The following is a 15,296-nucleotide window of genomic DNA, read 5'->3' as shown; positions in this document are numbered from 1 at the left end:
CTGCACATTGGTTTTTACATTAGAAAATTAAAGATTAAGTTGGTTGGAATTATTATGGCAAATACCATACTCCATCTTTTAAACACTGCCAATACGACTTTGGTAAGCAAGCGAAAAAATAACTGTTTTACCCATCGCATCAACTAGTTTATGCTGGGCCTTTAGAGATTGAACATGCACTGAGCGAAGAGTTCTGCCTAGGGGAAATTTACTCTTTGTTGCCTACATGGGTGTAAGCCAGTAGAGTAACGCAGGAGCAGTTACCTAGCCCACTAGGTAACAAATCTCGCGCCGCGATTAAATCGCCCCTAGATTGAACAAACTTTAATCCTGAAAGGTCAACAGGCCCTTAATGTTATGAGCGATTTTATAAACCCTTCAACGGGTGTAGTGAGTAGCCACTTTATTAGCCACAGCCAAGATATTGGGCAACTAGTTTACTGGCATAAATATGCAGGCGATCACATACAGGTTCGCCAATCCGGGCAGCTTCGCTGGCTGCTAATTAACGATACATTGCAATCGGTGATAGCGCTTAACAATCCACAGCGCTTACTATTTCCACATTTAACCTATTTAGCTAAGCAGTGGCAAACCTTAGCACCACCAAATCATATGTTAGAACTTGGCCTTGGCGGTGGCGCTATACGTAATTACTTACAATACACTTACCCGCAGGCACACGTAACATCAGTTGAAAAAAATGCAGATATAATTGCCTGCTATACAGATTTTTTCGCTCTTAAAAGCCAAAGTGACGTGCAGTGTGATGACGCGCAAAATGTACTTAGCAAAGCACATAACTATGACTGGATTATTCTTGATTTATTTAGCCAAATAGATGCACCACGATTTTTGTTTGAACGCGCTTTTTATCAAAAAATATACGATGCGCTAAACGCAGGTGGCACGCTATTTATAAACTTTTTGTCGCAACATGAGTCGCAGTTAATTCAGTTACAGCAATTACTATTTAATGTGTTTGGCGTAAAAGTAAGCCCGAATAAAATTGCGGGCTTTGTGAATCATATTATTATTGTTACTAAAGCTGGTAATTAAACCGATAAGTTAAACGTAACAGGCCCATCGTTACACGAGCTCACTTGCATATCGGCACCAAACTCTCCCGTTGCAACGCGAACTCCCTGCGCTTTAGCTTGCTTTACAAAGTACTCGTAAAGCGCGTTAGCTTGGCTAGGTGTGGCTGCTGATGAAAAGCTTGGACGCATACCTTTTTTAGTATCCGCCGCTAACGTAAATTGCGACACCACGAGTAACTCACCACCTATGTCTTTTAGGCTTAAATTCATTTTGTCGTTTTCATCGTTAAATATTCGGTAGTTACTAACCTTGTGCAATAGCTTATCTGCGGTTTGCTCATCATCTGGTTTTTCAACACCGAGTAACAATAATATACCTTGCTCTATTTGACCGATAACTTGGTTATCAACTTCTACTTTTGCGTGTTTTACACGCTGTATTAACCCTTGCATTTAATTAGTTTCCTCGGTTTTTAGCTCATCATCTATATCAATTTCTGGTGTTTGTGGTACATGGTTAGGGCTAATACAGGCGGTAAATTCGGCCCCTAATAACACCACCACCCACGACAAATACACCCACACAAATAAAATAGGAATAGTGGCTACGGCGCCGTAAATAACTTCGTAAGAAGGGAAGTGACTTATATAAAGCGCAAATCCCTTTTTAGTCAGCTCAAATAATACAGCGGCAAAAAGCGCCCCAGGTAACGCAGCTCTAATAGATACAGGTGTATTTGGCACTAAGGTGTATAGCATTAAAAAGCCAACCATTGAAAAGCCATAAGGTACCAATTTTAACAAAAAACCACTAAATCCAGGAATGCCCTGATCGGCAAACGACACTAACGATACAATGTACGACGTAACACCAATACTTGCCCCTAATAGTACCGGGCCTAAGCTTAATACCATCCAGTAAACAGCAAAAGAGATCATCATGGGGCGCTTTTTCTTAATTCGCCAAATGCGATTCAGCGTAGCATCAACATTACGTATAAGCAGCAGCGCAATCGCCGCTAGAAAGCCAATACCCACAGCGGTCATTTGGTTAGCATTGCCAGCAAAGGAGCTAATGTGCTCTTTAATAACATCAGATGAAGTAGGTACAAAATTGGTAAACAAAAAGCTTTCTATGGCTATGCGAGTGGACTCAAATCCCGGAAAGGCCGAAAATATTGCCACGCCTACCGCAATTAACGGTACTAAAGAAAGCAAAGTAACATAGGCAAGGTACCCTGCATTAACTGTAATTTGATCGTCTATACAACGGTTAACGTACTGCATCCACCAGCCTGGCTGTTGCCTTAAAAAGGAGATAGCTTGCTGTTTATAAAGGGAGAGCTTATCATTCATACAATTGACTTGTGCTAATCTAATTTTGATTATCATAACAATCAGCACCATAATTTACAGCACTTACTGGTAAATAGGGATCCAAATGAAAAAACAAACATTACTTAGCGTCTCGGTACTGGCCATTACGCTTACTTTATCGGGCTGTCAATCGGCCTATTATTCTGCAATGGAAAAAGTAGGTGTACATAAGCGCGACATTCTTATTGACCGCGTAGAAGAAACCAAAGATTCACAAGAAGAGTCGCAAGAAGAATTTCAATCAGCACTTGAGCGCCTAACAACTTTAATTAATTTTGATGGCGGCGAGTTACAAGATGCCTACAATCAACTTAACGACGATTATGAGTCGAGCTTAGCAGCCGCTAATGAAGTGTCGAGCAATATTAATAAAGTAGAAGATGTAGCAGAAGCTTTATTTGACGAATGGAGCGATGAGCTTGAGCAATACAAAAGCGCGTCGCTTAAACGCGAAAGCAGTAAAAAGCTAGCGGCTACACAACGCCAATTTAGCCAGTTACTGCGTTCTATGCGCAGTGCAGAGAGCAAAATGGAGCCTGTGCTATCCTCTTTACAAGATAACGTACTGTACTTAAAGCATAACTTAAACGCACAAGCGGTTGCCGCCATTAAAGGCGAGTTCACTAATTTAAAACGTGATATTCAAGTGCTGATGAACGACATGAATAAATCAATTGCTGATTCAAACAAGTTTATAGAACAAATGAATAACGCAGGCTAAGTGTTTAAATTTGCCTGACAAAGCCTGCATAATGCAGGCTTTTTTGTTACGTTTTGTTACCTTTGAAGCATTCTTCAATTCACCGATGTTGCTATACTTTTATAAAAATAATAATAGAAAACAACAATGAAACTAAAAACCACCAGCCTTGTATTTATTTGTGGATTACTTAGCGCTTGCGAAACCGCCAATCGCATTGAGGTGATTGCAGGAGAAAACACGCTCACCCCGCAGCATCAAACAGGCGAGCGAAAAGGACGCTTTTATAACCTCTACCCTGGCAAAAAAATCTACCCCACCACCTGCGAAACCGACTGCTACCCACCAAGCCCTAAATTACAATGCAAACAAAACGCTGAAGATTGCCAATTTATTGCTGCGCAAAAGCCAATTAATTTAAATACGGGCTTTACCGTACGCTGGCTAGGACACGCTGGGTTTATGATCCGCACACCTAACGGACAATACGTGCTATTTGACCCTGTAAAAGAGCAGTTCGACTCACCTGTTGATTTAGCCTTTAGGTTAGCCTCAGGGTTTTACAGGCAACCCGGCGATTGGCTTACACAAAACGAGCTTAAAAACTTAAGTGCAGTGATGTACTCGCATATTCATTACGATCACTTTAATAAAGCCGATATAGAAGAGCTTGGTAATAAACCTCGCTACTTAACGCCATTAGGTATGGCCGACAACTTCCCTACTGGTGGGTATAACATTAGCGAAATGGCCTGGTATGCAAAAACCCAGCTTGATGATTTAACGATTCATGCCCTACCAGCGCACCACTTTAGTAGCCGCGTATTGGTGCCCTTTATTTACGAAGATAACGATAAAGACCTATGGAATGGCTGGTTGCTTGAGCAAAACGGCAATACCTTATTTTTTGCAGGCGACACCGGTTATTCAAAGCACTTTAAAGACATTCAGCAAAAATATGGTGATATAGACATATGCCTATTGCCCATAGCCTCGTATTACAGTGAAGAGAACCCTAAATGGTATCGTTATGTACACACCACACCAGAGGATGCACTGAACGCGTCGCAAGATCTTAACTGCAAAGTAATGATACCGTGGGGTTATGGTAACTCAAGTTGGAAAATGGGCGACCGGACAAGCCATTCAGCATTGTTAAGATTGCTACATATGCACAATAAAATGGCTTCAACCACACCCTTATATATTTTAAACGAAGGCGAAAGTATTTCACTGTAACTCATTGCTGAACTGTTTTAGGATGATTGTTATACCTAAATACATATTAACATTGAGAAATTAATGAAAAAACACGCATTAGCTTTAAGCTGTTTATTAAGCGCCCCAGTAATGGCCATTGATGTAGCACACACATCAACCCCAATTACTATTGATGGCGTGTCTGAAAGCGCATGGGATAAAGCAACGTGGCATGATATGCCTCATTTAATGGATGGCACCTTGCCCACATCAGAGGCCGACTTTAAAGGCCGTTACCGCCTATTGTGGGATAAAAACTACCTGTATTTACAAGCGGATATAACTGACGATGTACTTATTGATACGCACCCAGACCCGACCGTAAAATATTGGGATGACGATGCGCTGGAAATTTTTATCGACAGCGATGCCTCGGGTGGGATTCACCAATTTAACCATACTGCAATGGCTTATCATATTGGTCTTGATAATCAGGCTGCCGATTACGGCCCCGATAAAAAGGCCCATTTGTATACCGACCACCTAATCAGTAACTGGAAGCGCAATACCAAAGCGCCCTATAACATCACCTGGGAAGTCGCTATAAAGCTCTACCCTAACGATTACCAAGAAGGCGCTGTAAACACACCCATTACGCTAAGTGAAAAACACGTCATTGGTTTTATGCTCGCGTATTGCGATAACGATGGCAGCAAGGTGCGTGAGCACTTTATGGGCTCTCACGAAGTACAGCCAGTAAACGGCGACAGAAACCGTGGTTTTATAGATGCAGACGTATTTGGCAAAATTACTCTGCTGCCAAAAAGTAAGTAACCACTAACAAAATAATTGAAAACGTAGGTTGGGTTGAGCGCAGCGAAACTCAACGAAAAAATATCCTAGCATCAATTACAGATACTTTGCATTATCGAGTATTTCAGCTATGACTCTTTTACTGCTCACTCCCTTCTCTTTGTGCAAATATTTTTTAAGTGAATTATTCACAAAGAGGATAAGAGGCATTGCCCTTTAGATCTCAATACTAATAACTAAAAACTGAAAGCTTCTCTACTTTAAAAACAAAAAAGCCGCTGTATTTTGCAATACAGCGGCTTTTACTATGCTTATTCTAAAGGCAATTAAGCTTTAGCAGCACGACCCGCACGCTTACGCTCACTTTCAGTTAAGTGACGTTTACGAATACGGATGTTCTCAGGTGTTACTTCTACTAACTCGTCATCATCGATAAACTCAAGCGCTTGCTCAAGTGTGTAGTTCAATGGTGGCGTAAGTGTTTGCGCTTCATCTGTACCAGATGCACGAACGTTAGTAAGTTGCTTACCTTTAAGTGCGTTAACTGTTAGGTCGTTATCACGGCTATGAATACCGATAACCATACCTTCGTAAACTTCAACACCGTGACCGATGAATAATTTACCACGCTCTTGTAGGTTGAATAATGCATTAGTAAGTGCTTTACCAGTTGCATTTGCAATCATTACACCGTTCTTACGTGAGCCAATAGTACCACCTTTATGAGGACCGTAGTGATCGAACGTATGGTACATAAGACCTGAACCAGAGGTAAGCGTCATGAAATCAGTTTGGAAACCGATTAAACCACGGCTTGGGATCATAAAGTCCATACGCATACGGCCTTTACCATCTGGAGACATGTCGGTAAGTTCACCTTTACGAAGACCAATTTGCTCCATGATAGAACCTTGGTGTTCTTCTTCACAGTCAATTGTTACTGTTTCGTACGGTTCTTCTAGTACACCGTCTACTTCACGTAGAATAACTTCAGGACGTGATACAGCTAGCTCGTAACCTTCACGACGCATGTTTTCGATTAAGATACCAAGGTGTAATTCACCACGGCCAGATACACGGAAGCTATCTGGGTTATCCGTTTCTTCAACACGAAGTGCAACGTTGTGTACAAGCTCGTTTTGTAAACGCTCAAGAATGTTACGTGAGGTTACAAATTTACCTTCTTTACCAGCAAACGGTGATGTATTTACAGAGAACGTCATTGTTACTGTAGGCTCATCAACACTTAGTGGAGGTAGCGCTTCAACATTGTTAGGTGCACACACTGTGTCTGAAATTTTAAGCTCACCAATACCCGTTACTGTTACGATATTACCTGCGTAACCACGGTCAGTTTCAATACGCTCAAGGCCTAAGTAGCTTTGCACTGAACCAATTTTACCGTTACGAGTTGTACCATCAGCACTGATGATAGTCACTTGTTGGTTTGGCGCAACAGAACCACGCTTAATACGACCAACACCAATTACACCTTTATAAGAGTTGTAATCAAGCTGAGAGATTTGCATTTGGAAATCACCTTCAGGATCAGCTTCTGGTGGTGATACTTCGTCAACAATCATTTGGAACATAGGTTCCATGTTGTCAGACGGCTCGTCTAAATCTAATGTAGCCCAGCCGTTGATTGCTGAAGCGTAGATTACTTTAAAATCTAACTGTTCATCAGTTGCACCTAGGTTATCAAATAAATCAAAGATTTGATCCATAACCCAATCAGGGCGTGCACCTGGTTTGTCAATTTTATTGATAACAACAATTGGCTTTAAGCCTTGCGCAAATGCTTTTTGCGTTACGAAACGCGTTTGCGGCATTGGACCTTCTTGAGCATCAACAAGTAATAATACTGAGTCAGCCATCGAAAGTACGCGTTCAACTTCACCACCAAAATCGGCGTGTCCCGGGGTATCTACGATATTGATATGGTAATCTTTCCATGAAATGGCCGTATTTTTAGCCAAAATGGTAATACCACGTTCTTTCTCAATGTCGTTTGAGTCCATCACACGCTCTTCGTTACCGCCGCGTGTTTCTAATGTACCTGATTGCTCAAGTAGTTTGTCAACCAACGTTGTTTTACCGTGGTCAACGTGCGCGATAATCGCTATATTTCTTAACTGTTCGATGCTCATATTTTTACTCAGAGAAGTTTATTCTCATTGATCCTGCAAGATCTACGCACTCATCTGCGTTTTCACCAGATGTCCCAGCATAGGATTTAAAAGGGCGCATATTATCCCTCATTAATGACATGGATGAAAGTTTATCCAATATAATTTTAAAAACTTTCTCAATACTTTTACTAAGTATCTGTTTTTTATATGACAATTATATGAAATAAATTTCGGAAAATTACATAAATTGTCGTTTTTTAGCTAATTTGTTGTTTGCTTTGGCACTATTTACTATTTAAGTTAAGCTGATTTAGGTGATTAAAATACGTGCAGAATAAAGCGTGAAATTTTTGCACCAATATGGATATTTTACGCACCACAAAAGTGCAAAGTGCATGACCACTTTTGTGCAATAACAATTTTAGTCTTTATAAACAGCAAGTTAAAATAATGGCATAAAATCGGCTTACCTAAACCCAAAGCATTTAATGCAGCAATAATAAAACCCAACAGTTGGAGGACACATGTCACAATCGGTTTTAGATTTTATTAAAGAAAATGACGTTAAGTTCATTGATTTACGCTTTACTGATACTCGAGGTAAAGAACAACATGTTTCTATTCCTCATCACCAAGTAGATGAAGATTTTTTTGAAGACGGCAAAATGTTCGACGGCTCTTCAATTGCAGGTTGGAAAGGCATTAACGAATCAGACATGGTACTTATGCCTGTTGCTGATTCAGTAAAATTAGACCCATTTACAGAAGAAGCAACGCTTATCGTGCGTTGTGATGTTGTAGAACCATCTACATTACAAGGTTACGAGCGTGACCCTCGTTCGGTTGCTAAGCGCGCTGAAGAGTACATGAAATCTACCGGTATCGCAGACACTGTTTTATTTGGCCCTGAGCCAGAATTCTTCCTATTTGATGATGTTAAATACAAGTCAGATATGTCTGGTTCTATGTACAAAATTGATGCTGTTGAAGCAGCATGGAACTCAGACAAAGAGTATGAAGGTGGTAACACTGGCCACCGTCCAGGTGTTAAAGGTGGTTACTTCCCTTGTTCACCTGTTGACTCTTCACAAGATTGGCGTTCAGCTACGTGTTTAGTACTTGAAGAGCTAGGCCAAGTAGTAGAAGCGCACCACCACGAAGTTGCTACAGCTGGTCAAAACGAAATCGCGACTCGCTTTAATACAATGGTATTAAAAGCGGATGAAATCCAAGAGATGAAATATGTTATCCATAACATGGCTCACCTTTACGGAAAAACAGCCACATTTATGCCTAAGCCTGTTGTAGGTGATAACGGCTCTGGTATGCACTGTCACCAATCTTTAGCAAAAGACGGTGTTAACCTTTTTGCTGGTGATAAGTACGGCGGTCTTTCTGAAGATGCACTTTACTACATTGGCGGTATTATTAAGCATGCTAAAGCAATTAACGCATTTGCAAACGCTTCTACTAACTCGTACAAACGTTTAGTACCGGGTTTTGAAGCGCCAGTAATGCTTGCATACTCTGCGCGTAACCGCTCTGCATCAATCCGTATCCCAGTAGTACCATCTGAAAAGGGTCGTCGTATAGAAGTACGTTTCCCTGATCCAACAGCTAACCCTTACCTAGCATTTGCTTCAATGCTAATGGCTGGCCTTGACGGTATTAAAAACAAAATCCACCCTGGCGATGCTATGGATAAGGATTTATATGACCTACCTGCAGAAGAAGCAGCAGAAATTCCACAAGTTGCATCTTCTTTAGAAGAAGCGCTAGAAGCACTAAGTGCTGATCGTGAATTCTTAACGCAAGGTGGCGTATTTACCGATGATTTAATCGACGCTTACATTGCTCTTAAATCTCAAGAAGTTGAAAAGCTTAACATGACAACTCACCCAGTTGAGTTTGAAATGTACTACAGCGTTTAATACGCTGTAGAGTAAATTATCGATAAGATAATAAATGTGTGTTCTCAAGCCCGCTTAGCGGGCTTTTTTTTATGGTAAATTAGGGTTATCTCCACTAAAGTTATGTAATTACAAAAGATGCAGGGTAGCAATGTGAATTACAGGATATTATTACTATTTTTTGCTTTAGGATTAAGCATTTATAGTTACGCAGGCAATGATAAGATTTATGCTTGGAAAGATAAAAATGGTGTTTTAGTGTTCTCAGATACACCACGCAGCGGCGCGCATGAAATAAAATTAAATAGCCAAGATCTTACTTTGTCTGATGCCGATAAACACACCCCTGATTCACTACAACCAACGCGCCTTAATCGTTTTCAAATTATGATATCGTCACCTACTCATAACCAAACTGTGCGCGAGAACACAGGCTCAGTGTACGTCACAAGCCGAATAACACCGCGTTTTGAGGCAGGCTTTACTGTACAGCTATTTTTAAACGGTAATGCGTATGGGCCTGCAAGCGGTTTATCAACATTTGCTATACGGAATGTTGAAAACGGCACTCATACTTTGTATCTCAAACTTTATAACAAACAAAATCAAGCCATTGCTATCAGTCAGCCTAGCACCTTTGTTATGCAAAGAAAGGCTATAAACTAAGTACAATGACTCAGATAATAAAATTAGCGCAGCAGTATTTACTGATCAAAACTTGCTTGCAAATATTAACGCACTAAAGTGGTGCAAAGATGCCAAACAATCAAAATTTCAGCCCCGAACTTCTTAATGCCATTTGGCAAAACCAAACAACATCGGTCATGTTACTTGATAAAAATTTTATCCTTGTTTATGCCAATACCAGCACTAGCGAGCTACTTGGCCTGGGTAAAAAACGCATTATTGGGCAGACCTTTAACAGCTTATTTAATTACCACTCTGTGGATTTAGAACGCATAGCTCAGTACTCACTTATTGATGGTGTAGATTGCAGCCAGCACAGAGCTGACGTGGTCTTTATAGATTCTCGACATGCGAAAATAGCCATTACATCACGCCAAGTTAAATTTGAAAACGAGCGCTATATTTTGCTCGAGTGTCGTAAAACCGATGAAGAAATAAAACACGACAAAGCCTCTAATCAAATGCATCAATATCAAGCAGCGCGAAATTTGATTAGAGGACTTGCTCACGAAATTAAAAATCCTTTAGGAGGAATACGCGGAGCGGCGCAGTTATTGCAGTACGAGGTGGATCAACAAGAAAGGGACGAATGCGCTGAACTTATAATTGAGCAAGCAGACCGATTACGTGAATTAGTTGATAGGCTACTTGGGCCAAATCAGCTTCCGCAAAAGTCGTATGGCAATATTCACCAAACACTTGAGTCGGTTGTCAAATTAAGCACATTAGATAACTGTAAAAATATTAATCTAGTTAAAGACTACGATCCAAGTATTCCAGATGTGTTTATAGACCAAGGCAAAGTTCAGCAAGTAGTACTTAACATAGTTCGTAATGCTCAACAGGCGTTAGTGGATGGCGGTGAGATAAAAATAAAGACCCGCATTAATCATCAATATCGCCGCCCCGGAAAAGCCCCTAAAAAAGCCTTGTTGATCCAGGTTTCTGATAATGGACCAGGCATAGACCCTAGCGTTCGCGAGACATTGTTTTACCCGATGATCACCAACAAAGAAGGTGGCTCAGGGCTAGGGCTTTCAATCGCACAAACGCTCATCGATCAGCACGATGGTTATATAGACTGCGATAGCTGGCCTGGCCATACTGAATTTAATATCTATCTGCCTTTTGCAGATTAATGTTTTGGAGTTGGCATGAAAACAGTTTGGCTTGTAGATGATGACGCATCAATTCGCTTTGTATTAGAAAAGGCGCTAACACGTGCAGGATTTGAAGCAGAAAGCTTCGCCAATGCGCAAGACGTGTTAAGTGCGCTAAAATTTAGCCAGCCAACCGTGCTGGTATCTGACGTACGGATGCCAGGCATGGATGGCATGGCACTGCTTGAACTGATAGCAGAGCAAAACCCTGGGCTGCCGGTTATTATAATGACCGCGCACTCAGATTTAGACTCTGCAGTTAACGCGTTTCAAAAAGGCGCGTTTGAGTACTTAGCCAAACCCTTTGATTTAAACGAAGCAGTGGCCTTAATCGAAAGCGCCTGCAGAGCAAACTCAACTAAAAAAACCAAACGTAAACAAGCCCCACCTAAAAGTGCCCATATTATTGGCGAAGCCCCTGCGATGCAGGAAGTGTTCAGAGCGATAGGTAAACTTTCGGCTTCAAGTATGAGTGTACTCATTAATGGTGAGTCAGGCACAGGTAAAGAGCTTGTGGCCAGTGCTTTACATAACCACAGCCCGCGTAAAGAAAACCAGTTTATTGCATTAAACATGGCCGCTATTCCAAAAGAGCTTGTGGAGTCTGAGTTATTTGGCCACGAAAAAGGCGCATTTACGGGTGCCGATAGCGTTCGTAAAGGCCGCTTTGAACAAGCCAATGGCGGCACACTGTTTTTAGATGAAATAGGCGATATGCCACTGGATGTGCAAACACGTTTATTACGCGTACTCGCCGATGGTGAGTTTTACCGTGTGGGCGGACACCAAAGTATTAAGGTTGATGTACGCATTATTGCTGCAACGCATCAAAATTTAGAAGATTTGGTAAAACAGGGTAAATTTAGGGACGATTTATTTCATCGTTTAAACGTTGTGCGCCTTCGTTTACCAGCTCTTAGAGAAAGAACCGAAGACATCGAACGCTTAGCGCAACACTTTTTACACAAAAGCGCAAAAGACCTACAAGTAGAAAGTAAAGTTCTCAGCCCAAAAGCCACAGAGCAACTTAGGCTATTTAGCTGGCCTGGTAATGTGCGCCAACTCGAAAATACCTGTCGCTGGTTAACCGTTATGGCCCCTGGTGAATTAGTAAGTGAGCAAGACCTACCACCAGAGATCATTGATGCGGCGCCTGTTCAACAAGAAGGTGATTGGCTTGATGCGTTTCAGCAATGGCTCAACCAAGAGCTTAAGCAAGGTAAAGAAAATATTTGGCCTGATATTCAAGCACAACTTGAAACTCGCCTGATAAAAACAGCATTAGCTAATTGCTCTGGCCATAAACAAGATGCAGCCATAAAAATTGGCTGGGGGCGCAACACGTTGACCCGCAAATTAAAAGAGCGCAATATTAACTAGTTTCTAACTGTTACTCGTTGGCCTTAGGATGAAATTAATAGAACACATTCCATTATTTAAACAAATGGAAATAGTGAATAGATTGCACTTTTTTAAAGAATTCACCCTTGCTGAACGCCAAGTGCTACTAGAGTCGTTTGGGTTATTGTATTTAGTTAACCAGCATCAGTATTTATTTAAACAATACGATAACGACAAACGCTTATACATTGTATTAAGTGGTGCGTTACTTGTTTTTAAACATAACCACTTGCTGGAGCTTGGAACTATAGAGCCCGGTGAGTTTATCGGTGAAGGCGCATTTATAAATAACCGCGAGCGCAGTACGAGCGCTCGCGCTAAAACCGACACCATAGTACTTGCCATTACCCCAGAAGCACTGACTCGCTTACCAAATGTGATACGCGAAAAAATTAAAGACCGAATTATAGAGGGCATGAGCTTACGCATTGCTAAACTTAGTGAGCACATAGAAACCCACGGTTAGATCAATCCATATAAACAATCTGCAATGAGCAATCAAGCCAACCGGGATTATTTACGTGTGCCGTAAATGTGTAAGTATCGGATGGTTTAGCCCCAAAGGGTGTATTTACCAATGGCTGTGAGTGGCTGTATGTTTGCGAGTAGGATTTATAATAAATAACAACATAACCATATAAATACTCCCACTTCAGTCTCACTACTGCACCACTGGGTAGCGTAAAATCAACATGCTCATTTACAAATTTGACCACTAAATCATTGTATTTATCGTCGCTGCATTGGGTTGTTCTTAGCTGCTTAGGCATAACAAATTGGCTATTGCTATCTGCATTTTTTAAATAAAAGCCTATATTGCCATCGCCATAAAAATGATTTGATCGCGTTGTATAGTTAACTTGTGGCTCGTAACCTAGCCCCTGCATAATAGTAGCTAGCTGCTCTGTCTCTTTTTGGTAAATTTTATCACTTGATAAAAGCAATGTGGCTTCACCAAAATCCGATGGGATATCTAGCTCTACGTATTCAAAAGGGAGGTTTTGTGCATTTAGTGCAGCGTCTAGCTGTTTGCGTTGCTCCTCTTGCAAGTTTTCGCTAAAAACATAAACAGTTGGTTGTTGGCACGCAGTTAATAGAAGTACCCACGCACAAATTAAAATTCCACTTTTCATAGTTACCCCTATTGATTACAAATGTAGTCTAGTAGAAGTAACTATTGATAGCAAAATTAACGTGTTTGGCTATCCAACCATGCATCAACACTTTGTCGAGTGTATAAAACTTCGTTAAATAAGCGATGACGTTCAAATTCTAACTTTGATTTTTTAAGTGGATCACCACTAATTAGCCGACTGTGCGTATCATTGAACTTAGAAATAACCGAAAAACCGCGTTCATCTTTCTCTTTTTCTGTTTTTACCGAGTTAGCCAGGTGAGCTCTTACATCATCTGCTGTCAGCATATCTGAATTATCTAAGCCCATTAGCTCTTTTTTCATTGCTAATCTAATGCCCATTTACTGCTCCAATTATATGCAGACCTAAACAATTAAAACGGTTAAATTCTTACCATTTATGTAGGTACACTTTTTATTTGCCAAAGCAATAGCAAATAGCACACCAAATTTTTGCCAGAGCATACGCATCAAATGCTGCAGTTTTTTTAAAGTTGAAAAAGTTTTATATTTATCACACTTTTTTTATCCCGCTAGGGCGCGCTTGCTAGGTGCAAAAAACAGTGCAAGCCTTTATACTTGCTGCTTATGCGCCACCAACAGAGATAACCATGTCAGAAGAATATATAGAAATTGAACTTGAAGAAGAGCCCATAGAGCTTTGTAAATTACTAAAAGTACTCGATTTAGTAGAAGGTGGCGGTCAAGCTAAAAACCTTATAGCTGAAGGTTATGTTGGGGTTAACCATGAAATATGTACAATAAAACGGAAAAAATTATACAGTGGCGATGTACTTGAATTTGATGGCGAGCTTTTTCAACTCACTTTAAGTGAAGATGCAACCCCTGTAGAGCGCCCAGTGGTAACAACCCAGCCGCAGGTAGAAAAAGCGCCCAATGAAACAGCGCAAAAGCCTGCAAAAAATAAAAGAAAACGCACTAAAAAACCAAAGGTTGATGAAAAAACAGGGCGCCGCCCTATCTCATTTGGCTAGCCATTAGCGCTTTGTGCCATTTTTATTATATGTATAGGCTCGCTTGAACAGTGAGCCTTTTTGCTCTTTAATTACCTCGTAAATTACAATAAAAACAAGGTAATAATATGGCAACCTCCGTCACCCCTAATTGGTTTAAACCCGCCCTATGGGCAGCACTTATTTGGAATTTACTAGGTGTTTTTGCATTTGTAATGCACCTTATGATGACCCCCGAAATGATAAGTAAACTCCCGCTAGATCAACAAGCTGCCTATTCAAACGTGCCTTTGTGGTCGACCATTGCATTTGCTGTAGCGGTATTAGGTGGCACCCTTGGCTGCATACTACTACTGGCCAAAAATGCGCTTGCAACACCTACATTTGCGCTATCGTTGGTAGCGATATTTATTCAGCAGTTTTATAACTTCTTTGTGATAAATAGCATTAAAATGCTGGGGATAAGCGCAGTGTTTATGCCTATTTTAGTGATTGTTATTGCGTTTTTGCTTTTATATTTAAGCATAAAAAGCAAACAGCAAGGTTGGTTAAACTAACCTTACCTCCTTTTTTAAACTCATTTTTTGCTACTTGAAAAAACAATTTTAGGTAGCACTTCTATACTAAGACTGTCTAAAAAACATGCATTGCACAACCTGCTTTTTAGCCTGATTTGTCATATTTATTATCTCTGGTATGCACTTTGCAAACTAATGGCAAATAAACACGTTATTTTATCAAGGACATAATCCTAACTATCAAAGGGG

Annotated in this window: 16 protein-coding genes; 11 read left to right on the top strand and 5 right to left on the bottom strand. The window is 40.7% G+C overall.

What is annotated here, in order from left to right; genetic code table 11:
• Positions 1 to 357: 357 nt before the first annotated feature.
• Positions 358 to 1,059, top strand: a complete 702-nt coding sequence (locus AN393_RS07290) for a spermidine synthase (protein ID WP_055017728.1) — start codon at positions 358 to 360, stop codon at positions 1,057 to 1,059.
• Here AN393_RS07290 and dtd read toward each other — a convergent pair.
• Together dtd and AN393_RS07280 are read right to left on the bottom strand one after the other, a co-directional pair.
• Positions 1,056 to 1,493, bottom strand: a complete 438-nt coding sequence (gene dtd / locus AN393_RS07285; protein WP_055017727.1) for a D-aminoacyl-tRNA deacylase — start codon at positions 1,491 to 1,493, stop codon at positions 1,056 to 1,058. The genes AN393_RS07290 and dtd overlap by 4 nt on opposite strands.
• Positions 1,494 to 2,396: a virulence factor BrkB family protein gene (locus tag AN393_RS07280; protein ID WP_055015640.1), complete on the bottom strand. Its 903-nt coding sequence runs from the start codon at positions 2,394 to 2,396 to the stop codon at positions 1,494 to 1,496.
• An 85-nt stretch (positions 2,397 to 2,481) separates the two neighbouring features.
• Here AN393_RS07280 and AN393_RS07275 point away from each other — a divergent pair, with 85 nt between their 5' ends.
• The 3 genes from AN393_RS07275 (at position 2,482) to AN393_RS07265 (ending at position 5,151) form a co-directional block, all read left to right on the top strand.
• Positions 2,482 to 3,138, top strand: coding sequence for a DUF2959 domain-containing protein (locus AN393_RS07275; RefSeq protein WP_055017726.1), 657 nt, complete (start codon positions 2,482 to 2,484; stop codon positions 3,136 to 3,138).
• A gap of 126 nt (positions 3,139 to 3,264) precedes the next feature.
• A complete protein-coding gene (locus AN393_RS07270) occupies positions 3,265 to 4,356 on the top strand; it encodes an MBL fold metallo-hydrolase (RefSeq protein ID WP_055017725.1) in 1,092 nt (363 codons plus the stop codon).
• Between the two features lie 63 nt (positions 4,357 to 4,419).
• Entirely contained in the window at positions 4,420 to 5,151 is a 732-nt protein-coding gene (locus tag AN393_RS07265; RefSeq protein ID WP_055017724.1) for a CBM9 family sugar-binding protein, read from the top strand.
• Positions 5,152 to 5,456: 305 nt separating this feature from the next.
• Here the strand turns inward: AN393_RS07265 and typA are convergent, their stop codons facing one another.
• Positions 5,457 to 7,280 carry a translational GTPase TypA gene (gene typA, locus AN393_RS07260; protein WP_055016501.1) on the bottom strand — a complete coding sequence of 608 codons (1,824 nt, stop codon included), beginning with the start codon at positions 7,278 to 7,280 and terminating at the stop codon, positions 5,457 to 5,459.
• Positions 7,281 to 7,786: 506 nt separating this feature from the next.
• Between typA and glnA the strand changes: the two genes are divergently transcribed.
• The 5 genes from glnA (at position 7,787) to AN393_RS07235 (ending at position 12,886) form a co-directional block, all read left to right on the top strand.
• Entirely contained in the window at positions 7,787 to 9,193 is a 1,407-nt protein-coding gene (gene glnA / locus AN393_RS07255) for a glutamate--ammonia ligase (RefSeq protein ID WP_055016502.1), read from the top strand.
• A gap of 132 nt (positions 9,194 to 9,325) precedes the next feature.
• Entirely contained in the window at positions 9,326 to 9,838 is a 513-nt protein-coding gene (locus AN393_RS07250; RefSeq protein ID WP_146258065.1) for a DUF4124 domain-containing protein, read from the top strand.
• Between the two features lie 89 nt (positions 9,839 to 9,927).
• Positions 9,928 to 10,998, top strand: coding sequence for a nitrogen regulation protein NR(II) (gene glnL, locus AN393_RS07245; RefSeq protein ID WP_055017722.1), 1,071 nt, complete (start codon positions 9,928 to 9,930; stop codon positions 10,996 to 10,998).
• A 15-nt stretch (positions 10,999 to 11,013) separates the two neighbouring features.
• On the top strand, positions 11,014 to 12,399 hold the full coding sequence (gene ntrC, locus AN393_RS07240) for a nitrogen regulation protein NR(I) (RefSeq protein WP_055016505.1): 1,386 nt from the start codon (positions 11,014 to 11,016) through the stop codon (positions 12,397 to 12,399).
• 28 nt (positions 12,400 to 12,427) lie between these two features.
• Positions 12,428 to 12,886 (top strand): cyclic nucleotide-binding domain-containing protein, encoded by a 459-nt coding sequence (locus AN393_RS07235; protein ID WP_055017721.1) that lies wholly within the window; start codon positions 12,428 to 12,430, stop codon positions 12,884 to 12,886.
• Position 12,887: 1 nt separating this feature from the next.
• Here the strand turns inward: AN393_RS07235 and AN393_RS07230 are convergent, their stop codons facing one another.
• Together AN393_RS07230 and AN393_RS07225 are read right to left on the bottom strand one after the other, a co-directional pair.
• Positions 12,888 to 13,553: a hypothetical protein gene (locus tag AN393_RS07230; protein ID WP_055017720.1), complete on the bottom strand. Its 666-nt coding sequence runs from the start codon at positions 13,551 to 13,553 to the stop codon at positions 12,888 to 12,890.
• A gap of 56 nt (positions 13,554 to 13,609) precedes the next feature.
• Complete coding sequence (locus AN393_RS07225; RefSeq protein WP_055016508.1) at positions 13,610 to 13,897, bottom strand: hypothetical protein; 288 nt, start codon at positions 13,895 to 13,897, stop codon at positions 13,610 to 13,612.
• Positions 13,898 to 14,166: 269 nt separating this feature from the next.
• On the opposite strand from AN393_RS07225, the gene AN393_RS07220 reads away from it, so the two are divergent.
• Positions 14,167 to 14,550: an RNA-binding S4 domain-containing protein gene (locus AN393_RS07220; protein ID WP_055016532.1), complete on the top strand. Its 384-nt coding sequence runs from the start codon at positions 14,167 to 14,169 to the stop codon at positions 14,548 to 14,550.
• Positions 14,551 to 14,657: 107 nt separating this feature from the next.
• Positions 14,658 to 15,086: a hypothetical protein gene (locus AN393_RS07215; RefSeq protein WP_055016509.1), complete on the top strand. Its 429-nt coding sequence runs from the start codon at positions 14,658 to 14,660 to the stop codon at positions 15,084 to 15,086.
• The last annotated feature ends 210 nt before the right edge of the window (positions 15,087 to 15,296 follow it).

Origin of the sequence: Pseudoalteromonas sp. P1-25, assembly GCF_001401805.1 — a bacterium.
In the GTDB taxonomy this organism is placed as follows: domain Bacteria; phylum Pseudomonadota; class Gammaproteobacteria; order Enterobacterales; family Alteromonadaceae; genus Pseudoalteromonas.
Note: the sequence above shows the minus strand (reverse complement) of the source record. Positions and strands in the feature narration are given on the sequence as shown.